Source organism: Microcoleus sp. T2B6 (genome assembly GCF_036700475.1).
In the GTDB taxonomy this organism is placed as follows: domain Bacteria; phylum Cyanobacteriota; class Cyanobacteriia; order Cyanobacteriales; family Microcoleaceae; genus Microcoleus.
The window spans coordinates 1-25,255 of record NZ_JAUBOZ010000001.1; the positions used below are offsets into that span (position 1 = coordinate 1).

The 25,255-nt window shown below is 45.4% G+C and carries 18 protein-coding genes; 6 read left to right on the forward strand and 12 right to left on the reverse strand.

All coding sequences use genetic code 11. From position 1 onward, the window contains the following. Positions 1-268: 268 nt before the first annotated feature. Entirely contained in the window at positions 269-1,180 is a 912-nt protein-coding gene (era, locus tag QUA00_RS00005) for a GTPase Era (protein WP_293354472.1), read from the reverse strand. 510 nt (positions 1,181-1,690) lie between these two features. Between era and QUA00_RS00010 the strand changes: the two genes are divergently transcribed. Beyond that, positions 1,691-2,122 (forward strand): hypothetical protein, encoded by a 432-nt coding sequence (locus tag QUA00_RS00010; protein WP_333145306.1) that lies wholly within the window; start codon positions 1,691-1,693, stop codon positions 2,120-2,122. A gap of 676 nt (positions 2,123-2,798) precedes the next feature. Here QUA00_RS00010 and QUA00_RS00015 read toward each other — a convergent pair. Beyond that, positions 2,799-3,071 (reverse strand): hypothetical protein, encoded by a 273-nt coding sequence (locus QUA00_RS00015; protein WP_333290507.1) that lies wholly within the window; start codon positions 3,069-3,071, stop codon positions 2,799-2,801. Positions 3,072-3,323: 252 nt separating this feature from the next. On the opposite strand from QUA00_RS00015, the gene QUA00_RS00020 reads away from it, so the two are divergent. The 3 genes from QUA00_RS00020 (at position 3,324) to QUA00_RS00030 (ending at position 5,609) form a co-directional block, all read left to right on the forward strand. Then, positions 3,324-3,881, forward strand: coding sequence for an NUDIX hydrolase (locus QUA00_RS00020; protein ID WP_333408297.1), 558 nt, complete (start codon positions 3,324-3,326; stop codon positions 3,879-3,881). 184 nt (positions 3,882-4,065) lie between these two features. Next, a complete protein-coding gene (locus QUA00_RS00025) occupies positions 4,066-4,821 on the forward strand; it encodes an ATP-binding cassette domain-containing protein (RefSeq protein WP_333408298.1) in 756 nt (251 codons plus the stop codon). 137 nt (positions 4,822-4,958) lie between these two features. Continuing rightward, a complete protein-coding gene (locus QUA00_RS00030; RefSeq protein WP_333408299.1) occupies positions 4,959-5,609 on the forward strand; it encodes an ABC transporter permease in 651 nt (216 codons plus the stop codon). On the opposite strand, the gene QUA00_RS00035 is transcribed toward QUA00_RS00030, so the two are convergent. The 9 genes from QUA00_RS00035 to QUA00_RS00075 all read right to left on the reverse strand — a co-directional run bounded on the left by QUA00_RS00035 (position 5,596) and on the right by QUA00_RS00075 (position 19,952). Further along, complete coding sequence (locus tag QUA00_RS00035; RefSeq protein ID WP_333408300.1) at positions 5,596-6,231, reverse strand: DUF1802 family protein; 636 nt, start codon at positions 6,229-6,231, stop codon at positions 5,596-5,598. The genes QUA00_RS00030 and QUA00_RS00035 overlap by 14 nt on opposite strands. 116 nt (positions 6,232-6,347) lie before the next feature. After that, positions 6,348-7,628, reverse strand: coding sequence for a glycosyltransferase family 4 protein (locus QUA00_RS00040; RefSeq protein ID WP_333101594.1), 1,281 nt, complete (start codon positions 7,626-7,628; stop codon positions 6,348-6,350). 222 nt (positions 7,629-7,850) lie between these two features. Next, positions 7,851-8,567, reverse strand: coding sequence for a class I SAM-dependent methyltransferase (locus QUA00_RS00045; protein ID WP_333141155.1), 717 nt, complete (start codon positions 8,565-8,567; stop codon positions 7,851-7,853). Further along, on the reverse strand, positions 8,558-9,571 hold the full coding sequence (locus QUA00_RS00050; RefSeq protein WP_333408301.1) for a class I SAM-dependent methyltransferase: 1,014 nt from the start codon (positions 9,569-9,571) through the stop codon (positions 8,558-8,560). The genes QUA00_RS00045 and QUA00_RS00050 overlap by 10 nt, the downstream gene beginning before the upstream one ends. Next, positions 9,528-14,888: a glycosyltransferase gene (locus QUA00_RS00055; protein ID WP_333408302.1), complete on the reverse strand. Its 5,361-nt coding sequence runs from the start codon at positions 14,886-14,888 to the stop codon at positions 9,528-9,530. The genes QUA00_RS00050 and QUA00_RS00055 overlap by 44 nt, the downstream gene beginning before the upstream one ends. Before the next feature lie 42 nt (positions 14,889-14,930). Beyond that, entirely contained in the window at positions 14,931-16,430 is a 1,500-nt protein-coding gene (locus tag QUA00_RS00060; RefSeq protein ID WP_333141161.1) for a methyltransferase, read from the reverse strand. A gap of 360 nt (positions 16,431-16,790) precedes the next feature. Continuing rightward, the gene (locus QUA00_RS00065; RefSeq protein ID WP_333408303.1) at positions 16,791-18,203 is read right to left on the reverse strand and encodes an ABC transporter ATP-binding protein; all 1,413 of its coding nucleotides are present in this window, start codon (positions 18,201-18,203) and stop codon (positions 16,791-16,793) included. Positions 18,204-18,379: 176 nt separating this feature from the next. Next, positions 18,380-19,231, reverse strand: coding sequence for an ABC transporter permease (locus QUA00_RS00070; RefSeq protein WP_445305712.1), 852 nt, complete (start codon positions 19,229-19,231; stop codon positions 18,380-18,382). 181 nt (positions 19,232-19,412) lie between these two features. Continuing rightward, the gene (locus QUA00_RS00075) at positions 19,413-19,952 is read right to left on the reverse strand and encodes a hypothetical protein (protein ID WP_333408304.1); all 540 of its coding nucleotides are present in this window, start codon (positions 19,950-19,952) and stop codon (positions 19,413-19,415) included. A gap of 71 nt (positions 19,953-20,023) precedes the next feature. Between QUA00_RS00075 and ruvB the strand changes: the two genes are divergently transcribed. Then, a complete protein-coding gene (ruvB, locus tag QUA00_RS00080) occupies positions 20,024-21,112 on the forward strand; it encodes a Holliday junction branch migration DNA helicase RuvB (protein ID WP_333290496.1) in 1,089 nt (362 codons plus the stop codon). 198 nt (positions 21,113-21,310) lie between these two features. On the opposite strand, the gene QUA00_RS00085 is transcribed toward ruvB, so the two are convergent. Further along, a complete protein-coding gene (locus QUA00_RS00085) occupies positions 21,311-22,642 on the reverse strand; it encodes a TAXI family TRAP transporter solute-binding subunit (protein ID WP_333408305.1) in 1,332 nt (443 codons plus the stop codon). Between the two features lie 285 nt (positions 22,643-22,927). On the opposite strand from QUA00_RS00085, the gene recN reads away from it, so the two are divergent. Further along, positions 22,928-24,682, forward strand: a complete 1,755-nt coding sequence (recN, locus tag QUA00_RS00090) for a DNA repair protein RecN (RefSeq protein ID WP_333408399.1) — start codon at positions 22,928-22,930, stop codon at positions 24,680-24,682. Positions 24,683-25,255 lie beyond the last annotated feature (573 nt).

Below are 25,255 nucleotides of genomic sequence, written 5' to 3' on the forward strand. Positions count from 1 at the left end.
GTCCAAAAAGGACGGGCGGGACGCCCATCCCACAATAACAATTAAAATTGTAAGTTATTTAATTCGCGATCCTATGAGCGAAAGTCGTGCTCGATTCTTGATTCAAAAGACCTCTTACAAAAATAATTAGGACGGGCAAGATGCCCATCCCACAAGATTTATTTTTTCTTGTGGGATGGGCCTCTTGCCCGTCCTATCAATTGATGAAAAGGATTTTTTGCAAGAGGTCTAAAGAACGGAAGAACCCCAACTGCCAACTGCCAAAGTTTCACTCTTCCACGCGATAGCCCAATTCCGCCAAACGAGTACGCGACTGCCGCCACTTCGGCTGCACCTTGACAAATAACTCCAAATACACTTTACCTTCAATTAACTTTTGAATCTGTTCTCGCGCCGCACTGCCGATCGACTTAAGCATACTGCCGCTTTTACCGATTAAAATACCTTTTTGGGAGTCCCGTTCGACGTGAATCGTCGCCAGAATCCTAGTAATTTTTGCTTCTTCTTGAACTATGTCGATCGCGATTGCTACGGAATGCGGTACTTCTTCCCGCGTCAGCAGCAAAATCTGTTCCCGAATCAATTCACCCATAATAAAGCGTTCCGGCTGGTCAGTCACCAAATCTGGCGGATAATAATAAGGCCCAACCTCCAAATGTTCGATTAACAATTGTTGCAGCGGCTCGACACCCTCGCCCGTGAGAGCGGAAAATTTCACTACAGGCCACTCAGGATTGACTATTTGCTCGTAAGTTCGATCGATCAACACGGAATCCTCCGGTTGTTCGTCCAACTTATTCATCCCCAAAATCACCGGAACTTTGCAATTGCTGAGAATTTCGATAATATATCGATCGCCCCCTCCCGATTCCACCGAACCATCCACCACAAACAGCACCACATCCACCGACTGAATCGCGGTGCGGGCATTCTGCACCAAAACCTTGCCCAATTGGTGATGCGGCTTGTGAATTCCGGGAGTATCTACAAAAATAATTTGTGCTTCCGGTGTCGTTAGGATGCCCCGCAGCCTGTTACGTGTCGTCTGAGACACCGGCGAAGTAATAGCAATTTTCTGCCCCACCAACTGATTCATCAGCGTTGATTTTCCGACATTCGGGCGTCCGATAATACCCACAAAGCCCGATTTGTAACCCGCCGGAGCCGCGGGAACACCCATAATGTCCGATACGTCGATAAATTTACTATCTTCCACTAAAATCACCTATTTTCAAGCCCCTTCTCTGTCTATTGTCGCCTGAAAATACTCAAACGGCCATCGATGCACTGTAGCATCTTTCTCGCCCTGGTATAGCGCGCAACACTCAAACCTCGATCGAGCCGCTTTCCCAGTGTTAAAACAGGATACGCGATCGGCAAAACTTGATATCTGAGACAAAATTTGATAAAGTTCCAATGACATCGCTCAAAAATGAATCATTCTGGTAAAACCGACTCCCCAATGCTGTAACAACTTCAGATGTGTAAATATCTAACTCAACTGAAACTCTTCTACAGTTTGTCAGGCCAACCAGTTTTAACATTTTTGAAGATGTTTGGTAATAAATTAGGTAAGTTGAACTCAAACTCAAAAGCTCAATATCATGAGGCGCTTTCTCAATAAAAGCTAGTGTCTTTTGAGCATACCTAAATTAGTGCTAATCGTCATAAAGTTGAGGAGATGAATCGAATGAAATCGAAATTATTTTGGAGTGCCTGCACCGTTTTGGTAGCAAGCTTGCCTGTTCCCGCATTGGCTCAAACCAGCCCTCCCACCAGCCCTCAAGCAGGTATTGACTACAAGGGTGGCTCGAAGAATTACCAATTGGTACCGGGCAGAATCCAAGACAGAACCTTGCCCAGAGCATTTGACTTTCCAATTATTACCAATGTTGGTACTGACACTAGCATTACCTCGGATTTCCTAATTACCGATCAGTTTCGCGCCCCAGCGGGTCGTACAGAATACACCGGAGCTCTCACCTCCTGGGCAGCATCAATCAGAGAATGTCTGGCCAAACAACCACTCTTGATTCGAGCCAGCACTAAGAACCCGATTCAGATTAATGGTAGAGTAGGCACGATTGTCAGAAACGCAAATAACCGTGCAGTTTGCAAATAAGCCAGCAATATCACAGGCGCTAAATTGACCGTAATTGCTGTAAGGGCGGGTTCACCAATATCTCCCATGCAAGCATCGATACAGTAAACCCGTCACCGCAGCGATATTGGGGTCAATCGAGGTCAGTTGATATAACTTCCGCTATCTTAAAGATAAAAACTAGAGAGTGTTTTTGAACAAAAAGAGCAATAGAAAACCTATTGCTCTTTTTGTTGGCGAAATTTCAATTAATATCTATTAGGACTTCTATGATATCGGCGGAAACGACATCATATATAGCAATCCTAAATCATTTGTGAATTTCTTACTCCCTCCCCTTAGTAAGGGGAGGGTTGGGGTGGGGTAAAAAGTTTACGACTCATTTAGGATTGCTATAGCAATCCTAAATGATTCAGATACATTTGTAGGGGTAGTGCTACCCCTACTCCCCGTGCCTACCCCCTATCTATCGGGCAACCACGGGGGGATTGCCCCTACAATAATTATGCAAATGATTTAGGATTGCTATATCAGAGGTTTGTAGTGAGGAATGCAAGTCCTTATCAAAGTTTAAGGACTTGCATTCCTCACTGCAAACGAGATAATTACGCAGAAACCAGCTTGTTTCCAAAAAATCCCGTGGAACGCGAGGGATATGGATTTTAACACCTGGTTTATGAAAGTTGGTCTGCGTAATTCACGATTTAGGAGCGCAAAATTCATGTGTACTCAGTAAAATTTCGCCATAATCAGGAATCCAAGCTAGCCACTGTTCTTCCGAAGATTCACACAACAGCCACGCTTCGTCAAAGCTGAATGCGGTTGGCGGATTGAACAATTTAACCCACATAGAAGGAGTCAATTTTGGTGCAGGTACGGCGCAGCCAAATCTTTCCCAGTCGCGGACACTGGCGAAGCTTCCGGGGGTTGGTTGGGATTGCCAAGTACGAATATCTGTTTGCAGTTGCATAATTACTCCTGTCTAGCTAAGAGTCTGCACCAGGGCGCGGTTGAAACAACCCAGAGCGAAGGCGCAGATAAATTTTGATTATGTAGTCTATGTTACGGAATTATCTAGGCGAATGTGTAAGGTTGTAGCAAAAATTTACAATCGAGAGGAAAAAACTGGCTCAAAGCTGAAAAGGTCGATCGGCTATTGTTCAGCTCGGCAACGATCGGCTACCATAGCAAAAAATATCTAATTTATTTCAAAAATTCCGACATGAACCAAACTGCAAAATCCCAGTGGAAAACTCTAGACCGCTTTGTAGAAATCAATTCTCCTTGGGTAAAACTAATCGCCGAACATCTCGAAACAACCGAAGGAAAAACAGTAGAATATTGGCGAGTAGAAAGAGCAGATTCAGTTGTAATCTTGACAATTCAAGCTGACAAATTGCTGTTTCCCACACCGATGTATCGCCCCGGCGTGGCAGAAGCAACCCTCGATTTTCCTGGCGGTCGCGTACCAGCAGAAGCCACGCCAGCAGCAGCCGTGCCAGCTATAATTAAGAGGGAACTAGGCGTGACAGAAAGTGCGATCGCCCGCATCGAACCGATCAACACCATTGGCTGGGCAATAAACAGTTCCTTCTCCAATCAAAAACTCTACGGTTTTGTTGCAGAATTGCTCCCTACAGCAACAGTAAGCCCCGAACTGATCGGTGCTGCATATCCTGTAACCCCAGACGGAATTCGCGACTTGCTAAAAAAATTAACTTGCCTCCAATGTCGAGCCTTACTGCTAGAATGGCAAAATCAAGTCGATTTTAGATTTTAGATTTTAGAATTGGGAATTGTCCCCCGATGCTCGCTGATTTGAATTTTAGGACTTACGCTCATAAACCAGGTTTATCTGACAAATCTTGGGTTAAGCAGCAAATTATCTCAGAAAAAAACCGGGTTTCTAGCCCCTTGTCTGTAAGTTCTAAAATTCCTGAAAACCCAAATCACCGGAACTAATCATGCCTCTCAATAATGAAGTTGCTGTCGAATGCCTCGACGTGACATATCGCCTCAACCGCAGGCATTTAGTAGACAAACTCAATTTCAAAGTGCTACAAGGAGAAGTTTTAGTATTGCTGGGACGCAGCGGAAGTGGCAAAACTACTACCATGAAATTGATTAACAATTTACTAAGGCCCAGCAGCGGCGAAGTTCTTGTCATGGGAAAACCGACAACTCAGTGGAACCCAATTCAACTGCGCCGAAAAATTGGTTATGTGATTCAAGAAATTGGTTTGTTTCCCCATTTTACCGTTGAGCAAAACGTCGGTTTAGTGCCGAAATTGGAAGGTTGGGAGGGCGATCGTATTCAATCTCGCGTCCGCCAACTGTTAGAATTAGTCAACCTCGACCCCCAGCACTTCGCCAAACGCTATCCCCATCAGTTATCCGGCGGACAGCGGCAGCGGGTAGGCGTCGCTAGAGCACTGGCGGCTGACCCTCCGATATTGTTAATGGACGAACCGTTTGGTGCTTTAGACCCGATTACTCGTCTGGAATTACAGCGGGAATTCGGTCAATTGCAGCAGCAACTTGGCAAAACTGTGATTTTTGTGACTCACGGCATTCAAGAAGCTTTTTTGTTAGCTTCTAGAATTGGTTTGATGCAAGACGGACGGTTGGTTGAATTGGGATCGCCCGATGATTTTATGAAATCTCAGCATTCAGAAGCTCAGGCATTTCTTGAATGTTTGCAATTACCCGGGACGGGGTAATAATATGATGTGCGATCGCATCATTGGTTTATGGGTATGGGCGGGGCGGGTTTTTGAAGCTGATGGTTGGGAATTAAAGATATTGGTGAACCCGCCCCTACGAAATTTTTAATTATACCACAATTGCCAATTACCAAATGATAGAATTTTTAAATCGGTATGGTGCGGAGATAATTCGGCGCGCCAGTGAACACTTATATTTAGTAACTGTTGCAATTTTTATCGCTATTATTGTGGGGATTCCCCTGGGGATTTTAGCTACGAGAAAACCAAAATTGAAAAAGCCAATTTTGGGATTTGCTAATATTATGCAAACAATTCCCAGTTTAGCTTTGTTTGGCTTGCTAATCCCGGTGCCGGTATTGGGTGGAATAGGCGATCGCACGGCAATTATCGCCCTCACTCTGTATTCTTTACTGCCAATTATCCGCAATACTTATACTGGTATTGTCGGCGTCGATCCAGCGATTACGGAAGCGGGAAGAGGCATGGGAATGACTGATATGCAACTGTTATGGCAAGTGGAAATTCCCCTGGCGCTGGGCGTGATTCTGGCGGGCGTGCGAGTTGCTGCGGTAATTGCGATCGGACTCGCTACAATCGCCGCTGCAATTGGCGCGGGTGGCTTGGGGGTGTTTATTTTCCGGGGCGTTGCTACCGTTAACAATCAGCTACTTTTGGCTGGGGCAATTCCGGCCGCTTTAATGGCCTTAGCTGCGGATTTTGGGCTGGGTTTCGTAGAAGCGCGCCTCTCGAAAAGTACCTTAAAAACTATTAATGAGGACTAAAATCCTGACTACCTTCCGTCAGCGTTGTCACTCTCTGCGAACCAGAAGCATTCGCAGGATTTGCTATCAGATTGCGGATTTCATTTGAGCGTTCAATGTACTCTCGATCGCTCAAAACAGCTTGGCTTCCCTCCAGGGAAATAGCATCGGCCAAATCGATCCAAGAACGGCAACCGCCGTATTCAGAAATGTAGGGAATTTCGCGGATTTCTGCAAGGCGATAAGCCCGCAGCAATAAAATATAAATTGGCTGAGTTTGTTTCCATTTCAGGCGATCGCTGACAAAATTTTCATTCCAAATATGGTACGGAAATAGCGCAGTAATTGCCGGTTCCCAAGCTACCAAAAAAACATCAGTAATCTCCGCCCAACTACCAATTCTAATAACTTCAGGATGCCAACCAGATTCGACAGTCTTGACTTGATGTGCAAACTCCGGCTTTAATAAATCCGGCTGTTGGTGTTCAAAAGTTGGATACAGCAAAACCTGTTTGTCAGTGACATTGAACTGTCCTGCTTGCTCGCGAATTCCCCCCTTCCGCAACAGCACAATGGTTTGACCTTGTTCCAAAGCATTAACTGCTACATTCCATTCTTTCAGCGCCCTAGTAGTTGATTTCATGGGAATTTAGTTGGGTTTTAACAATAGTAACAAAAATCGGTACTTTCAAGCAAGTACAGCCACTTTTTCCTGTTAAAATTGGCGTAGTCCTGACTATGCAGGACTACCCTTTATTGCTAAATTCTCACTGCAAAAGATGCTGCTAATTCGCGTTCTGGTTCCATACCAACTGTAGGCGGCATGGAACGATTTGCTACTTGCTCGATCAGTTGTAGATGTTGCGGCAGCATTTTAGCTAAACTGTAGCGTTCTAGGGCGGTTTGACGGGCTTTGATGCGAATGTCGGCCATGCGGGTAGGATGGTCTAAAACTTCATCAATGCGATCGGCTACTTGTTTTGGTGAGAAGTAATCGACTAGCAAACCGTTTTCTCCGTCGCGGATAACTTCTCTGACTGGCCCTGTGTCGGAACCGATTACTAAACATCCGGTTGATAGAGATTCAATCATCGACCAAGATAGTACAAAAGGTCTGGTCAAATAAACGTGTACGTCAGATGCTTGAATTACTTTTAGATACAGTCCGTAAGGTAGGGGCCCGACAAAGTGAACTCGCGACAAATCTAGGGGTACTTTTTTGAGCATATAGTCTTTGTAAGACTCGCCGTTGGGTAAAGAACGCCCATAACAAACTCTTTCTGAACCAACGATTACGACGTGACAGTTGGGGCGGCGTTCTTGTACATAGGCGATCGACTCAATGAATTCGGGAAAACCCCGGTAAGGTTCCATTCCCCGCGATACGTAGGTGACAATTTCATCAACGCCAGACAAGTCTAAGTTAGGCAAAATTAGTTTAGCACCGGGGTCGGGTTTGAAGTAATCGGTATCTACGCCGTCGTGGAGTGTGGATAATTTTTGTTGTAATTCGGGCGGAAATTGCGATCGCTGCCAATAAGTTGGTGATAAACCCCAATCGCAAGAGTATAAATCGATCAAAATCGGCGCATTTTTGATTCTAATTCTGGCCATATCGTCAACTGTTAAAGGTTCCGCTGGGTCGAAATCTGCGTCGGAACCAATAGCATGATAAAACCACTCGAAATAGCACAAAAGCGGTGTATTTGGAAAAGCTTCTTTGACAAATAATGTCGGCCCCCAACCGGAATGTCCGCAGATAATATCGGGTACGAAACCGTCTGCTTTGAGTTGTTCTGCCATTCTAAATACGGCTTGTCCGTAGATGACGGCACTTTCTAAAGGGCGGACGTATTGGTGAGTCTGCGCGTGGGGTTCCCGGCTGGGGGTAAATGCTGCTTTCCGCACGCCGGGAATGTTCCACTCTGGGCGCTCGTTTTTAGTGCCGAAAACAATTTGATTTTTGGGATCTGCGCCTAAAGCCGTGATAATGTGGCGGTATTGGGCGGGGAAGTTGGGATGGAGAAATAATGCTTTCATTGTCTGTTGACTGTTGACTGTTGACTGTTGACTGTTGACTGTTGACTGTTGTCTGTTGACTGATAACAATCTAAAATCTAAAATCGATTGACTGTTGACTGTTGACTGTTGACTGTTGACTGATAACAATCTAAAATCTAAAATCTAAAATCTAAAATCGATTGACTGTTGTCTGTTGTTAGTTGGAATAAAATATTTTGAGGCGGCTAAAAAGCTTTGGTTTTATTGATTGGGGGTTGGTGCTTTGCAGATCCAGACACAATCTCGCGGTACTGAAGATGTATTTTTCAGGATAATTTCATAGTTTAAATGATGGAGAAATTTTTCCATAATTGTATCAGTCATAACTGAAAATGCAGTGCCGTCTCTGCGTCCCAGCAGGTTTTTGTCCCACTCGCTGGCGAATTTTTGCCACCCTAATTCGCTGAGAATATTCCCGTGGTGAAAGACGCAAATTCGATCGCCCCGCAGCAGTTTGGGAATTCGAGTCAGGTAGTTGAATATATCTACTGGCTCTACGTGTACCATTGTATCGTAACAAAAGCAGACATCGGCTGAACCTGGAGCGATGCCGTCTAATGTTAAACCGTCGAGTTTGACGTAAGAAACGCGATCGTCTCCCAAGCGCGATCGGGCGGCTTGCAGCATTTGACTGGAAATGTCGGCACAAATTAGTCGATCGCAATATTTCAGCAACAGCGAACCTGTTTTTCCGCCACCGATACCAATTTCTAAAACCCTATGTTCTTTTTTGATGTACGGTGCAATAAATTGCTGTTCTATCAAGGATTCATATTCTGCTAGGGAGTTAGCGGCACCGGCCGCTTTCCCTATCCATTCGTCGCCAATATGGGCAAGTTCGGTATTACTTTTTTGCCACTGTTGGGCGTAACTGTCCCACGCCGTTTCATAATCTACTTTAGGCGGTATTATTTCCATTGTTTTTTTTTCTGTCTCAGAATACACAAACAAAAGTCGCTTGATAGTCCTCCCGGCTGATCCATTAAGATTTGTTCAATCTCCAGCAATAACCTGACGATCGTTTCACTCTTTGGTTCTCCGTCTGAAAGTCGAGCGTGATCTAAAAAAGGGTAAAGTTCGTGAAGTAACCCCCCACCGGCTAGATTCAAGACTTCCACATCAAAGTAGAATTCTAAAAACGGAAGTATCAGCTTTGACCGGACTGCTTCTGAAGGGTCTCTCGCCAATACTTTCTCAATACTTGGACTAGAAAATTTTTCAGTTGTTCCCGACCTTAGCGTGTCGGGAAAACATTTGTAAATGCGATTAATCACATCCACTTGAGCTTGATTATATATATTGTAGCAATCTCCTATGTATTCATTGACAATAAAATATCCATCGGGTTTTAAACATTTCTGAACAATTGATAGACATCGTTCTAGTTCTTTGACGTGATGCAGCGAACCAGAGCAAAAAACTACATCGTATTTTTTATTATCATCAACCGCAAACAAATTAAAGTCATCTTGATAAAAATTAATCTCTACTCCCGCTGCGGCGGCATCTTGTCTAGCAATTTCTAAAGAATTTTCGGAAAAGTCAAAGGCATCAATTTGAGTTGCTAATCCTAATTTAGCCATGAGAATCTCGTGATTTCCCACACCGCAACCAATAGACAAAAGACGATCGAACCGTCGATTTTTGAAATATTTTTTGACTAACCAGGTTAGCCAGTAACCTTGAGTATTACCACCTGACAGCCGATGGTTGATAGTTTTTTCGATAATCGGATTAGACAACCAGTAACCCTGCTTCCCAATTGCGGCTGTTGGGTTAGTCTCCCAGTAATTTTTAGCTGTTAATTCATTGGAGGTGTTCTCTTCCGTGATGCTGGAAATTTGACGCCATACTTTTTTACCATTGAATCTTGAACGATTACTTTTTAGTAGTAAAATAACCTTCTCTAAAAATTTGACCATAAGCTTGAGTCATTTCTGCAAAACTATTCAAAGACTCTAACACATATTTAGCATTTTCTGCTAACCGCTGGCGCAAAGATTTATCTTCCAATAAACTATGCAGTGAGGCCGCTAGTTCTTCTGGGCGATCGGGCGTGTAAAACAAACCATTAATTCCAGGTCGCACTTGTTCTTTAATCCCAAAAACTGGCGTTGTAATAATTGGCAAATCGCAGGCCATCGCCTCCAAAATCACTCTTGGAAAACTTTCGACGCGAGAAGTGCAAACAAAAATATCAGCGGCTTTGTAATATTTTCCCGTCTCCCCAGTTTCCGGGACTACTGTTACCCTTGGCCGCAACTCTGCTGGCAATTCCCCCACCAACTCGGCTAATTTATTGCTGTAAATACTAGGGCGATCGCCCACAATAAAACACCTAATTTTATTGTGCCATTTGTCAGGCAAAAGAGAAAGTGCCTTAACTAAATCCTGCTGTCCTTTGCGTTCGCATACCGTTCCCAGCAGCAAAATCACCACATCTTCCGCTGCAACACCTAAAGTTTTTCTAGCCAATTCAGAGTTCTCCGAATTTTCCAGTTTGCTCAAATCTAAGCCGTTGTGAATCACGGTAAAATTGTGGTGGCTGTTGAGAGGCAAATACCTGTCCCGCGTTGCATCTGCCACAAAAATCACTTTGTAAGGAAAGCGAAAACACTCTAAAGCTCTCGCCGCAATCTCCGAACCAAACCTGTTAAAATAAGTTTGCCAAGGTTCGCTTTCGTGCACGTTCCACACCGCCGGAATTCCGATTTGCCGCGCGGCATCAACTACAAAAAAGTTTTCTAAAGTATTGGCATAAATTGCATCTACTTTTAAACTGGCAATTTCTGTGCTAAAACTGCGGATGGCTTCATCATAAGCATCGCGCTGGTAGATGTGTTCGAGAGGATTGTCGCGCACAATTACTTCAATTCCCTGCTGTTCGTAAGCTTGACGCAGGGGCCCGTCTGTTACGCAAAGTACGATCGGCTTAATCACACCCTCAGCCGCTAATTGCACTGCAATTTCGTACTGATGCAGCGGCGCCCCCGTAAAATCCAGCGAATTGCTGCACATCAAAACTCTGATAGGATGAATCAAATTCTCTGCTTCTGCTACCAACAAACCAGAATCATTAAATTTTACTTCTTCCTTATCTATTACATCCGTTACATCCGTTACATCCGTTACAAAATCCGTTGCCGAACCTTCTTCCTTCATAAAAACCCGTCGAGGTTGAATATGAAAATACTCATCTTCTAAAGACAAGTGAGGACTGTAAAAACTGTCATTTTTGCCCGCATACTTGCGCCGAAAAGCTGCCACTTCTTGAGGATTGTCGGTAAAACCCCTAGAAGTTCCCTCTTTGTGCAACAACTCCGCATCGGGACAATATACGCACCGATAACCCCGTTCTAACAGTCGGTATCCGTAATCTGCATCATTGTAAGCAACAGCAAAATTCTCCTCATCAAAACCGCCCAATTCTAAGAACAATTGACGTGGAGTAATCGTGCAAGCGGCTGTTACCGCAGAGTAATTTCGCGTCACCATCGCTTGAGAAAGATAGCCTCGGTTTTCGCTGTTCATCAGCTTAAAAGCGTGACCCGCCAAACCGTGATGCAGCCCGTGAATTACGCCCGCGTGCTGAATTCTGCCGTCTGGATATAAAAGCCGCGCGCCAACTGCACCCACTGCGGGAATTTGAGCATATCCCACCATTTGACTCAGCCAGCGGGGGTTAATTACTTCAGTATCGTTGTTCAAAAACAAAACATATTCGCTATCAACTTGTTCGACAGCGCGATTGTTAATTGCTGCAAAACTAAACTTGCCCCCAGGATTTTTTATATGCAAAACTTGGCAATTTAATTCCTTTAAGTATTCCAGAGTTTTAGGGTCGTCGCTTTCGTTGTCGATAACGGCAACTTGATAATTTTTGTAGGTTGTAGTTTCTAGAGAATCCAGACAGGCTTTCAGCAATTTTAGCTGATTTTTAGTAGGAATAATTACCGTTACTGATGGGCCGTTATCCGGGAAATCCTGGGCAAATATGCCCAGATTTTCTTTAATCGCCCATGCGTGCTGAGCGACATTGCCGTTAATTTTTCGGCGGTTTAGTGCGTCTTGAATGGCTTTTTGACCTGCGGCAAAACTGGCGGGTTTTGCTGCCCCAGATATGGCTGTAGAACCGGGTGCGGTTCGCCAGTGATACAGCACTAGCGGCAGGTGCGCGACGTGGCGAGAAATTTCGGTGGCTCTCAAGGCAAAATCGTAATCTTGCGAGCCTTCAAAACCGATCCGCAAACCGCCTATTTGTTCAAAAATGTGTTTTCTCACGGCGCACAAATGACCGAGATACATATAGGAAAGCAGCAGTTCCGGCGACCATTCCGGTTTGAATTGCGGGGCGAATCTGCGACCTTTAGTGTCGATTTTGTCGTCGTCGGAATAGAGAAAATCGGTGGCTGGATGCGAGGCAAAATATAAGGCGACTTCGCCTAATGCGTCGGGAGTTAGTTCGTCGTCGTTGTCTAAAAACAGGATGATGTCGCCTGTTGCGAGGGCGGCGGCGCTGTTGGTTGCGGCACTGATGTTGCCGTTTTCTGTACGAAATGTGATGCGGATACGATCGTCCTTTTGGGCCCAGCTTTTCAAATTTTCAGCAACAGTAAATTCGGTGCTGCAATCATCGGCAATGCAGAGTTCCCAGTTTGAATAAACTTGATTGATTACGCTGTCGATCGCACTTTCTAAAAAATCTATCTGGGGGTTGTAAACTGGCATTACTACCGAAATTTTTGGCAGGGGTTCCCGGCAGGATTTTAACCGAGAAATCAAGTAATCGCGCGCGCGATCGTTCCACTGATTCACCTCCAGCCAAGCGTCATACCTATCAATGGGTTGAGCCACCACAAAACCCGCAGGTGGCAGTAATTCCCCAGGCGCACTAAACTGTTTTTGCTGCCGATAAATCTTCCCCAACTGGCGCAGCACTTTCACAATTTCCCAGGGCAGAGGCCAAATTCTACCAAGACGCTGTTTTCTTTCCTTCGCCCGCTGCTGAATTGCCGCTGTAAACCTTGATAACTCCTCAAACTTATCAGCACTTCGCTGCCAGATATGGTAGCGCCGCACTGTCAATATTTTAGGCGCTTGAAAAGACAAAATTTCCCCGGTTTCTAACTCAGCTTGCAGAGAAACGTGCCATTCCCCTGGCGGCAAATCCACAAGGGCCTCAAAACCGCTTTCCGAACTGTTAACCCAGTCGGGAAACACTTCGCCGACATCTTTTCGCCGTAAACCGTAGGCGCATTCTACAGAAGTATCACCGCACAATAAGCTTAATTTAGCAATTTTGCGATCGTGGTGGCAGCACCAACCTGCAAACAAAATTTGACCCTGACGCTGTTCCCACACCACCGGTACATCTAACGATGCTTGAATCGTTGAAACTAACAACGGATAAGCTGCCAACAAATGCCATTTACCTCGCTCGTCTTGCGCTTCCAGTAGCACTTCGTGCCGTCCGGCAGGCGCTTCCAATTGAATTGTAAAACCTGATTTCTGCGCCGCCGGAATATTAGAGTGTGCTAGCGCTATATCACTTCTCTCTATGCCGTAAACGCCTGGGAAACTCTGGTCTTTAATTCGGGCGCGGACTGCTGTAGTCTCTCTTTTTTGGTTGAAAACCCAGCCCACAATTAGCAGGTTGGAATCACAAACTTGCCAAGTAGTGGGTCGATCTAACGAAAAAATAAATTTAGGGAACAAGTCGCGGATTTTGCGCTGAACTTCCCACAACTTTTCTCTCACTTGCCACCATATTGAATACTTGATTATAGCAAGTTCTGCCCGAAAATTTTCATTTTCCTGGCGGTACTGTTCTAATTTTTCCTGAGTTTCCTTTAATTTTTCCTGATTTTGACTTTGTGCTGTTTCTAACTGAAGTAACTCAGCTAACTTCTGCTGCAATATAAATTCAGTTTCTTCAAATTGTACCTGAGTTTGCCCTAATTCGGCTTCTAATTCTAATACTTTCGCTAAAGCTGTTTGAAATTGCGATTCTTTGCCTGCAAGCTGTACCTGAGTTTGTCCTAATTCTGTTTCTAATCCGAGGAGTTTCGCTAACGCTTCTTGAAATTGCGATTCTTTGCCTGCAAGCTGTACCTGAGTTTCCCCTAATTCTGCTTCTAATTTTAAGACTTTTGTTAAAGCTTCTTGAAAGTGCGATTCTTTGCCTGCAAGCTGTACCTGAGTTTGTCCTAATTCTGTTTCTAATACGAGGAGTTTTGCTAAAGCTTCTTGAAAATTTGATTCTTTGCCTGCAAGCTGTACTTGAGTTGCTCCTAATTCTGTCTCTAATCCCAACACTTTCGCCTGGGCCTGGTGAAATTGTTCTTGCCACTGTTTGAGTTCGGAAGAGCTAGTTTTTTGCTGTTTTTCCAGCAAGCGGATTTTTAGCCAATCTTCAAATGGCCAGACTGGAGATGCTGGGAAATTAATAACTTGATCGATCGCATCTTTCGATTCGCTGCTGAGATTGCCAGCTTGGGTTTCCAAAAGTTCATAGAGTTCTAATGCTTCGGGAAAATATTTTTCTATTAAACTCGGTCTGTGACTTTTGACAATATCGTTGACTAATAAAGATTCTTCAAAATTGTCGCCCGGTATCGCACCTAAGTTAACATTAAATTTTTCGTTGACTTGATGGAGGAAAAGTTCAGGAGTGTTGCCGATGGGGTAAACGTTGGCTAGGAGACAGCGATGGGGGAAACGTTCGTAAAGTTCTAAAACTTTTTGATTGTAGTGAATCCACATTTTTACTGCCTTTTCGGGATTTTGCAGCAAGCTGACATCGGTTCCCCGGCGGTAAAGGGAATCGACTACTTCCCAGGGCGATCGATAAACACAGATAAAATTAGCTTCGGGGAGCAAAGTCAGCCAAAAATCCCAAAAAAGGGCTGTTCGCGGGTCTTTCCAACCCCAATGTTTGTGAGGAAGTTGATTTTGGTCGATCGCCCTTTTGGCGATTTCGACGTATTCTGGTGCTACCGGAATCGTTTTTTCCAACGTACATCCGAGTTCATCAATACCGTGCGATCGCAACACACTTTTGTGAAACTCCACAAAATCAACATTCTCGAAATGACCTTTCACATTTCCGTCAGCGGGGCCCACTAACTTTTTGCCAATATCAACCCCGACTTTCTGAAACAAAGAAGCTGTTAAAGACGTACCGGAACGGTGCATTCCGGTAACAATAAAAACCGACGGTTTGCTGTCATTTGTACTCACAATTTCTCTCCCTCGCCCTAATTCCCACACCCAATTTACTCGCTACTCTCCCGCTAAGCCCAGGGATCGCCTGACTTGAAACCACGCGCTTCTCAGCTTCCAAAACTTGCTGGTTTCCATTGCCAAAATCCGACACTTCGCTTGCTCTAGTTCTTGCTTGAGATTAATTAGCTGATTTTCTTTTTTCTCCAACTGTGTTTGCACAGATACTAACTGATTTTGAGTTTGCTCCAATTGCCTTTGAGCAGAAACTAATTTAGTTTGAGTGTCTTGCAACTCCGTTTGAGTAATCATTAACTTACTTTGACTTTGCTCCCCTTCTATCCTAGCCGACTCTAACTGAGTCTCAAGTAATTTGAGTTTAGTCTGACTAGAACCCAATAAAGACTGGGCTTGTTTTTGGTTAATCAGGGAGTTAACAGTGCAAGTTTCCAGAATCCATTCCCCACCGTAGTTATTGATTGCTTTGACGATTAACACATCCTGTGGCGTCACAGTATTTTTGGGTACATAACAGTTCCAACCCGATTGCAAAATCGCATCTTTTTGAAAATATGCAGCCACATCCGGGCGATCGTAAAAAGGCTCGCACCTCTGCACAACCTCACCGTTTACCAGCACTTGCACCTCCTCAATTCGCCCGTCGAGATTCACATCAGCCGCCCATCCTTCCAAATATAAACTACCTTTACTCGTAAAAGCAGCCACATCAATATATCCTCCCGGCTGGTGATTAAATTCCAACTCCGAAAAATCTCTCACTAGCTGATTTGTGACAACATACAAATCCTGAAACCTGCAGATGCCTTTTTTGAGGCGGTGAACAAAAGCTTTGCCTCCGCTAACTTCCTCAACAATTTCTCTCACAAACTTTTCTGTTACATAAGTTGTGCCGTATTCCTCCTTATCTAAAGACTGACTTTCGCTTTGGGGACTAAACAAAATACCGTTGGCAGGCATTTCTATGTGAGACGGCAGCAAACACTGATCGTGAACGCTGAACATTAAAATGCCGCTAGGAGTCAACAAATCATACAAATTTTGGAGCCAATTCGTAAAAGTTCTTTCCGGCATATGGCTGAAAAAAGAATTAGCCAGAATGCAGTCAAACTTTCGGTCAATTAAATAATTTTCTGGTTTTCCCGTCGAGACAATACCGCTGACGCCCAAATATTCACTTTGAAACTTGACCGCGTTAGCATAAATATCAGAAACCCAAATTTTTTCCGGCGGCATTTCCTGAATCAAATACCGCGTAAATCGACCGTAACCGCAGGCAAAATCTAGAAAAGACGGTACATTTTCAAAACTGCCAAAATGCCATTCCACAACTTGTTTAACCGTAGCCAGGACGCTGCGCCCGATCGCATAATAGCGCACCAAAGCCTGATCGAGATCGTCTTTGACGTTGTTCAAGCTGAACAAATACATTTCATCGTCTTCGCAGATATTCAGTTTAAAATTTTCGGGAAACTTAGCTTGATCTTGAATAAATGCTTTGATTACGGGATTTTCTACTAAATCTAAATTGATCTCGCTCATCAGAAATATGGGTTAGAAACCCCGTCCTTTTAGGACGGCTTTACATTGAGTTAAAACTTTTGTGGGGTGGAGGGGTATGGTTGCCCCTCCGGCGAGGTATGGTTGCCTCAATCTCATGAAGGAGTAAAGTTAGCACGCGCCTTTGTTTAGTGAGCTTGTTAGGCCCAAAGCACTGTAAAGCGTGACCTTAGAACTGTTTAACCTTCAGCGACAGAGCAAGGAACTAGCTACGCATTCTCCCGGTGTCGTGACTCAAAAAACGTAGTCAGTTAAGACTTAGGCCCGTCAGAACGGCTTGTCAGATTTCTCTTTCAAGCCTCATGCCTTCAGGCTGAGGTTCCTGACTGTTTTTACAGAATTTTAGATAACCTCTGTTGACTGCTCTTTCACTAGAGTATCAGCATTAACAACAGTTAAACACGGTTCGATCAGCAAGTCAACGATGCCGTTACCGCAGGACTCAGTACAAGACTGAACTCTAAACATCGCCACATCAACGCAGCGATCCAGATAAGTTAAATCTCCATCTACCGTTCCCACAACCCCAGCATTCAGAAAATAAACACCGGGATTCAGCAAACATTTAAAATGAAACTTCACTACAATTGTCGTTCCCGCTTCCACATACCTAACTGACTGAGTAGAAGCCTTCAAAGAAGCACCCGCCAACTCAAAACCGCTAATTGTTTTAATCAACATTCCAAACCTAACTTTGGAAGTTGACCGCGAGAAAGTGACAGAGTAAGTATAAATATAATCTTGACGGCCGATCAAGTGATTTACCACCTTTCCCTTCAGCGTCTCGATGTGGGGGTTGATAATTTCCGCTCCGCGAGACGGATACCTTACCGTATTCGACGGTATCATCCCCGGATCGTAAAATTCATCGTAATATTCCTTGGGTTTAGAGAGATGTTGCTCCGGTTTAACTTCCCTCTTTGTGCTTTCTAAATTAGCATCCTGAAGCTGGTCTTGACTTTCCTGTTTTGTCAGTTGGTTCAGAGTGCGAATATCTGACTTCAACCCCAGAACCTGATCCGGATCGGCATAAATCAGCTTTTGATACTTAGAAATTACCACCTTCGGCGTGTGAGCGAGCAGCAATTCACCGCTATCCATTAAAATCGCCGACGTACAAAGTTGCACCACCGAAGTAGCAGCGTGAGAAACAAATAAAATTGTTCCGCCACCTTCCTGAATGCTTTGCAAGCGGGCAAAACACTTGCGTTGAAAAGCTTCGTCGCCCACCGAAAGCGCCTCGTCTACCACCAAAATATCTGGCTCGACGCTAGTCGCAACGGCAAAAGCTAGCCTGACAAACATACCGCTAGAATAAGTTTTGACGGGCTGTTCGATGAAATCGCCAATATCAGCAAAAGCAGCGATATCGTCAAACTTTTCTTCAGTTTCTTTTTGATTGAATCCCAGTAACTGAGCGTTAAAAAACACATTTTGTCGCCCGGTAAATTCCGGGTTAAACCCGCTTCCGAGTTCCAACAAAGCGGAGACTCGCCCTTTAACCTCGACGCTTCCTGTGGTAGGAGTCAGCGTACCCACAATTATTTGCAGGAGAGTGCTTTTTCCCGAACCGTTGCGACCGACGATTCCCAGAGTTTGTCCTTGAGGAATTTCCAGATTGATGTCGTGCAGGGCCCAAAATTCGTCAGCAAGTTTTTTGCTGGGGTAAATAATTTCCTTTAAGCGGTCTCCGGGACGATCGTACCGCTTAAAGCATTTGGAAACATTTTTTAGTGAAATTACATTTTCTGTCATCCGATTTTAGATTTTAGATTTTAGATTTTAGATTGATATTATGTCCGCTCGAACTAAAAATAGGTTTGTAGTGAGTACGACCGTCCTCGGATTTTTATGAGGACTTGCATTCCGATGCTGCAAACACCTTTATGGGGATTTTAGATTGAAGAATTGACTTTAGCTCTAAAACAAATTTACAGCACGTCAGCAAAAGCGGGACGCAAACGCCGGTAAACCGCCAAACCTCCACCAAATATAGCAGCAGAAATTAGCGTGGCGACACCCCATTCGCCCCAATGCTTAACTTCTCCAAGCAGTATGAGGTCTCGATAAACCTCCGAGATGGCGGCCATTGGATTGAGCCAAAATATCCACGCTCGCCACTCTTGGGGGATGATGGATGCTGGGTAGACGATCGGCGTCAAATAAAACCAAAAATTTAGAATAACACCTAATGTCTGAGGAATGTCTCGCAAAAATACAGTCAAGCCCGCTGTCAAATATCCCAAACCAGCAGTTATCAGCAACTGAGGTATCCACACCAGCGGCAGCAAGCATAAAGTAGCGTTGAGCTTTTGCGACGACACTGCTACTATCACAATCAAAGCTGCTAAACCCAGAGAACTTTCAAGAAAAGCTGTAAAAATCGGCACTAGGGGCAGCAAACCGAGAGGAAATACCACTTTTTTTACTAAATTCGGCTGCCCCACCACCGATACTGCCGACTTGATCAAACCGCTGGTGAAGGCAGTCCAAGGCAGCAAACCTGCAAACAACCAGACTCCAAATGTAATGTCGCTGTTTTCTGGGAAGCCTGCAAGGCTGAGCTTTACCTTGAGGACGATCGAAAATACGTATGTGTAAATCACCAATTGGGATAGCTGATTCAGCAGCGGCCACAAATTGCCCAGAATCGAGCCTTTGTATTGAGATTCCAAGTCCCGGCGCACCAAGGTTGCCAGCAGATTCAGCTTCGCCCACCGCCGGGGCGTACTTGTCGGCCGCCGGCCACCCAGCCTTCGGGCCTTTTGGGCAACTCCTTTCACAGTTCTCTGCAATTTTTTCGCCCTCGTTCACTAGCTTCACACCTAAATCAACTCAAGCTACAATTGTGCAGCTTTTGCTAAACCGCAATTATTCCACAGCCCCGCCGCTTTGATCAAGCATCTGCCACCCTGGCTTGGGCTTCTTCCTTCTTTCTTCTTTCCCCTTCCTTCGGAGGTTATTTTAGCCGATCGCACCCCGCACTGCCGAACCCATCGCCCGTTTTTGCTCGTCATCGTAGCCCCACCGCCGGAAAAATTTTTCATACTCGCCGTTGGCACTCTGCAAACTTTCTAGCATTTGCGACGCTATAGTTTGACAGGCTGGCATTTGCAGGATTTGAATTAAATTGCGCGATCGCTCCTGCACTCTAGCAGAATCGGCCGCCATTTCCTCCTTTTGCTGGCGCGAATGATGTACAACCATTGCCGCCGACATCGCCAAATTTTTCACCAGCAGTTCTGCTACGATCTCAGGAGCCGATCGCAGCGCCTCGACTACTCCGGGTGACGGGTGATCTGCCTCCGGTCCATCGTCCGTTAGATAGGTGACAAAAAACCCCCTAGCACCGTTCTGTGTTTTCACCAGAGATGTAACAGCTTGCTGGATGTCGGCTTGTAAGAGTCGATCGGCCTCCATGAACGACAGTAAAGATTGAGTCAGCTCGATCGCCCCCTCAAAAGTTATGCTTTCCGATGCTAATAAAGAAGATGGAATACTCATAACGAACTCAATAATTGTAAAGATTCTGCTAACAATTGTAAACACTTCCCGCTGCCCGAACGCAGATAAATATGGCTATTATATCCTCCAAACAACAGCCCCCCGACCCAAATCTACCCGAAGACATAGCCCCAGCCCGTCGCAAAAAAGCCGCCAAACCCCAGGCGGAATCATTGCTAGAATCGCAAGAACTACCCGACGAAATTAACAGCAAACAAGACGACAAAATCCGGCCCCAACGGCTAGCTGAATACATCGGGCAAAAAGACTTGAGAGAAGTTTTGGCGATCGCAATTGCAGCAGCCAAATCTCGCGGCGAACCTATGGATCACCTGTTATTATACGGGCCTCCAGGATTGGGAAAAACCACAATGTCGCTAATTCTAGCAGCAGAAATGGAAGTTGAATGCAAAATCACCACCGCCCCAGCCTTAGAAAAACCGCGAGATATTGTCGGATTGCTGATCAACCTCAAAGCAGGCGACGTGCTGTTTATCGACGAAATTCACCGCTTATCTAAAGTTACAGAAGAAATCCTCTATCCGGCGATGGAAGACTGTCGGTTAGATATTACGATCGGGCAAGGAAAAACCGCAAAAATCCGCAGCATACCCCTGAAACCATTTACCTTAGTAGGAGCAACTACAAAAGTCGGATCGCTGACATCTCCATTGCGCGATCGCTTCGGCTTGATCCAAAGATTGCGCTACTACGAAATAGACGAACTTAGTCTAATTGTCCAAAGAACCGCCCAAGTTCTTGACACTCAAATCACCCCAGAAGGAGCCACAGAAATTGCCCGCAGAGCTCGCGGAACCCCCCGGATAGCTAACCGCTTGCTGCGACGAGTTAGAGACTACAGCGAAGTCAAAAATTTAAAGCCAATTGATGCCGAAGTTGCCTCACTCGCCCTGGAATTATTCAACGTCGATCCGCTAGGTTTAGATTGGACAGATCGGCGAATTTTGACAGCAATGATTGAGAACTTTAACGGCGGCCCAGTGGGCTTAGAAACCCTCGCAGCTTCTACAGGAGAAGATACTCAAACCATTGAGGATGTATACGAACCGTACTTAATGCAAATCGGATTTTTGCAGCGGACAAATCGCGGGAGAATGGTAACGGTTGCTGCTAGAAAACACTTGAATTTTATTGAATGAAAAATGGAAGCTGGGCATTAGTTATTGGTCATTCATTATTGGAGCCAAGCCTCAATAACTAATAACTAATGACTTATAACTCCTCTGATAAATCAAGTAGGGTACGCACTGTACACCTTACCGCTATAAGTAGTGTGAAACCACTTTTGGCATCCAGGAATGAACTAATAACCAATAACTAAGAACGGCTCATATAAATTATTTGTCCATCTTTTTTACAGCAGTCAAATCAGATTTTACATCATGGGAAACCAGCGACAAATTCCGCAAAGCTTTTTCTCGGTCAGTCGCAATTTTTAGAGCGGTTTCCCAAGTAAAAGTAAAAGAATGAAAAGAATCCGCATCAATTCTATCTTCATCCAAATCCGCCATGACTTGCTTAAAAATCTCAAACAACTCTTCTTGCAACCGATCTATTTCCTCAAAAGTTCCGGATTGGCGGCTTCTTTGAATCAAATTTAGAATAATTAAATTAAACTTGTCAGCTCGATTTTTTTGTTTCTGCAAAAAGCGCGCTCGCCACTGCCAAAGCCAAGAAACAAAAAGAGTAACAAACGAAAAAGACAAGCCGATAACATCGGAATTTGCTGCAAAAAAATCAGGCTTTTCGCGATCGTAATAAGCCTGAGCGCCCTCATGTACGGGCAAAGCCAAACCGCCGCTTTCCGACGGCTGACTAATCATGGCCGCCAACGAATTAGTAGCTACCAAATTGCGGCGGTGCTCGAACAAAATTCGCGTAATTTCCTTAACTATTACCGGATCGACATCCTCGCGAACCAACAGAGTAGCCTGCACCTCAACGCTAGGCAAATCCACATCTGGTACTGCGGGATCCGCCTTGTAAGTACCCTTAGGAATCAAGTGATCTTCCAGATAAGGCCACTTAATTTTCATCGCCGCCGCTTGGTCGATGGGCACCAATTTGCCCCGCGTATTTTTCAGCAAATCGCTAACCAAATCGCTCCCCAGAGGTTGCACCCGAAAAATAGCATCAACCTCGCCGCTAGCAAACAACTTAGTAGCCTCAGTCCAAGAGCCAGCAGTAAACTGAAAATCGCTTGCTTTCAAACCGTAATGTTTGCTGACCAACCAAAAAGAACTATAAGAACCGCTGCCTTTCTCCCTCAGCGCAATATGTTTTCCTTTTAAATCCGAAACGCTTTTAATTCCCGACTTTTCCGAAACAATTAAATGAAAAACTTCCTTAAACAAAGAAGCAATTACCCGCGCTTCAGGCACTGCCGGCGTATCGTTCAGGGCAATAGCTAACTGAGCCTCATTTGCCTGAAGCCGGCGCATATTTTCGTCAGCGCCTTGAGTCTCAACAACTTTAATCCGCAGGCGCGGATTTTGTTGCATAACTACCTCAGCAATTGCTTGTCCGAAAGGATAATAATAGCCTGTCTTTGTTCCCGTCACTAGGGTTAATTCATGGACTCGCTGGTTGTCTTGGTGCACCTCCCAGCCAAAAACTCCAATCAGGACAACGCTTAATAGAGCAACGGGAAGCAGAAATTTATTTTGCATAGAGGTTGAGACTCGATCGTTAGAATGGCAAAATCAAAAGTATTCTAGTTAAAACTGAAAATTGGAATCGGGAAATTAGACGCGCCCGATAGTGGAGGAGCCAATACCCAATTCCGTGTTTGGCCGATGCTTTTAGGCCCCATCCGAGGGGAGATTTCCCATAGGGGATTTTAGATTAAGATTACCACTCAATCTAAAATCTACAATCTAAAATCTAAAATTGTCCGATGCTTTTAGGGCCCCATGCCTAATTCCCAATTCCCAATTCCCAATTCCCAATTCCCCATGTTAATATCCCTCAGAATTGAAAACTTTGCTCTAATTGACTGCCTGGATCTAGAATTTGGCCCGAGTTTGAACGTATTTACGGGGGAAACCGGTGCCGGTAAATCGATTATCCTAGATGCGATCGATGCAGTTTTGGGCGGGAAAGTCGATCGCCGATCGATTCGCACCGGAGCAGCGCGGGCAATATTGGAAGCTACCTTTGAATTGGACAAAGCCGCAGCTTTGTGGCTGGGCGAGCAAGAAATCGAACCCATAGACGGAAATTTAGTCGTTTGCAGCCGGGAAATTAACGCATCGAGCGGTGCTCTGCGTAGCCGATCGCGCTTGAACGGAATTTTCGTCAACCGCCAGTTAATGGATCAACTGCGCGATCGGCTCGTCGAAATTACCGCCCAAGGCCAAACCGTCCACCTCGGACAAGAAAATCTCCAGCGAGAATGGCTCGATTTATACGGCGGCAAAAAGCTCACTGAAGCGCGATCGATCATCACCTCCGCGTGGCTGGGAGCCAACAGCGCCAAAACCGCCCTCAAACGCAGGCGTCAGTCGGAACAGCAGCGACTGCAAAGACTTGATTTGTTAGAATACCAAGTCCGAGAACTCGGCGAAGCCCACATCGAAGACGCCGACGAACTCGAACAGCTAGAACACGAATCAATCCGGCTAGGCCACGTCGTCGAATTGCAGCAGCAGAGTTACCAAGTCCACCAAGCCCTTTACCAAAACGAGGGCGACAGCGCATCAGCCGCCGACTTGTTGAGCAAAGCCGAAGTAATTTTAAGCGACATGGCAGTTTACGATGTGCAGTTGCAACCAATCCTAGAAATGGTCAGCGATGCTTTAGCCCAAGCCACAGAAGCCAGCCGGCAAATTAGCAGCTACGGCGAACAATTAGAAGCAGATCCCGAAAGACTCGAAGAAGTAGAAGATCGGATTCGCGAACTCAAACAAATTTGTCGCAAATACGGGCCGCTCAAAGAAGCGATCGCCTACTACCAAAGCATTCAAAACGAACTAAATGAACTTTTAGAAGGAGGCGAGTCAATGGAAGCCTTAGAACTCGCATATCAGACTGCTTTAGAGCAATTAAAAGACGCTTGCAACCACCTCACCACCCTGCGACGCGAAGCAGCCCTCAAACTAGAAACGCACCTCGTAGGAGAACTTAAGCCGTTAGCAATGGAAAAAGTGCAATTTCAAGTCGAGATATCGCCTTGTACCCCAACCGCCACCGGTGCCGACCAAATCGCCTTTTGTTTCAGCCCCAACCCGGGCGAACCTTTGCAACCTCTGGGGGCGATCGCCTCCGGGGGAGAAATGAGCCGCTTTCTCCTCGCTATCAAAGCCTGTTTTTCCCAAATAGAAAGCGCCGGTACACTGATTTTTGACGAAATCGACGCCGGAGTCTCCGGGAGAGTCGCCGGGGCGATCGCCAAAAAACTCTACCAACTTTCCGACAAACACCAAGTTCTCTGCGTCACCCACCAGCCGCTGATCGCCGCGATGGCTGATTTTCATTTTCGCGTCAACAAACAGACGATCGAAGCAGAACCAAGTATCGGCGAACCTGCTGCCGACTCCGAACCAGTCGAACGCACAGTAGTCAGAGTTGCCGCTCTCAACAGTGACCAGCGGCGGGAAGAACTGGCCCAACTCGCCAGTGGCCGCTCAGCAACAGAAGCTATCGCCTTCGCGGAATCCCTGCTTGTCGAAGCCGCTGGATTGCGCCAAACTGAGTTGGCAAAACCCTGACGACACACTTGAGCCGATCGGGGGGCCAAAAGGCGGAGTTTTTTCCGAGTCGGAGGTTACACTAAAAATGTCAACCGCAAATTTTACAAAAAAAAGCTGAAAACCCCGTGAATTTAGTGGGCTGAAAGCTAAGAACAGCAAAATAGAGAGAAATTCTAGTTAAAAACCACAATTGTGTAGAGAAGGGCACACATCACTAGCAACAGGTAGTGTCACAATTGCGGCTAGTCCCACCAGGCCACCCCTCTTTCATCAGTCCTCCCGCCAGTACGCATTCATGTTACGGTGGGCGATCGGCTCAAAGATAGGTAGAACTTACTTAAACCAGGCACGCACAATGTCAAAATCAGTTAATAAACCATTTAAACAGGATTCGCATTCTTTCAAAAGAGTGCAGCAATGACACAGCAGCCTTACCGTCGCACCAGCAGTTCACCAGCAATCCCAACTGAATTGGCCTTGCCCTGTGGCCGGAGTTCTGTAAACTGGGAAATACTTTCACACATAATTGAGTTTTGTGCGACAGGTGACTCACTAATGAACTTGCCCGCTCTCCTAGCTTAGAGACTAACC

Bases quoted from the DNA above. Each gene is read 5' to 3' on its own strand.
- QUA00_RS00010 (WP_333145306.1), top strand. From the start codon at position 1,691: ATGAAATCGAAATTATTTTGGAGTGCCTGCACCGTTTTGGTAGCAAGC.
- QUA00_RS00085 (WP_333408305.1), bottom strand. From the start codon at position 22,642: ATGCAAAATAAATTTCTGCTTCCCGTTGCTCTATTAAGCGTTGTCCTG.
- QUA00_RS00050 (WP_333408301.1), bottom strand. From the start codon at position 9,571: ATGGTCAAATTTTTAGAGAAGGTTATTTTACTACTAAAAAGTAATCGT.
- recN (WP_333408399.1), top strand. From the start codon at position 22,928: ATGTTAATATCCCTCAGAATTGAAAACTTTGCTCTAATTGACTGCCTG.
- ruvB (WP_333290496.1), top strand. From the start codon at position 20,024: ATGGCTATTATATCCTCCAAACAACAGCCCCCCGACCCAAATCTACCC.
- QUA00_RS00075 (WP_333408304.1), bottom strand. From the start codon at position 19,952: ATGAGTATTCCATCTTCTTTATTAGCATCGGAAAGCATAACTTTTGAG.
- QUA00_RS00015 (WP_333290507.1), bottom strand. From the start codon at position 3,071: ATGCAACTGCAAACAGATATTCGTACTTGGCAATCCCAACCAACCCCC.
- QUA00_RS00060 (WP_333141161.1), bottom strand. From the start codon at position 16,430: ATGAGCGAGATCAATTTAGATTTAGTAGAAAATCCCGTAATCAAAGCA.
- QUA00_RS00040 (WP_333101594.1), bottom strand. From the start codon at position 7,628: ATGAAAGCATTATTTCTCCATCCCAACTTCCCCGCCCAATACCGCCAC.
- QUA00_RS00030 (WP_333408299.1), top strand. From the start codon at position 4,959: ATGATAGAATTTTTAAATCGGTATGGTGCGGAGATAATTCGGCGCGCC.
- QUA00_RS00020 (WP_333408297.1), top strand. From the start codon at position 3,324: ATGAACCAAACTGCAAAATCCCAGTGGAAAACTCTAGACCGCTTTGTA.
- QUA00_RS00025 (WP_333408298.1), top strand. From the start codon at position 4,066: ATGCCTCTCAATAATGAAGTTGCTGTCGAATGCCTCGACGTGACATAT.
- QUA00_RS00035 (WP_333408300.1), bottom strand. From the start codon at position 6,231: ATGAAATCAACTACTAGGGCGCTGAAAGAATGGAATGTAGCAGTTAAT.
- era (WP_293354472.1), bottom strand. From the start codon at position 1,180: ATGGGTGTTCCCGCGGCTCCGGCGGGTTACAAATCGGGCTTTGTGGGT.
- QUA00_RS00065 (WP_333408303.1), bottom strand. From the start codon at position 18,203: ATGACAGAAAATGTAATTTCACTAAAAAATGTTTCCAAATGCTTTAAG.
- QUA00_RS00045 (WP_333141155.1), bottom strand. From the start codon at position 8,567: ATGGAAATAATACCGCCTAAAGTAGATTATGAAACGGCGTGGGACAGT.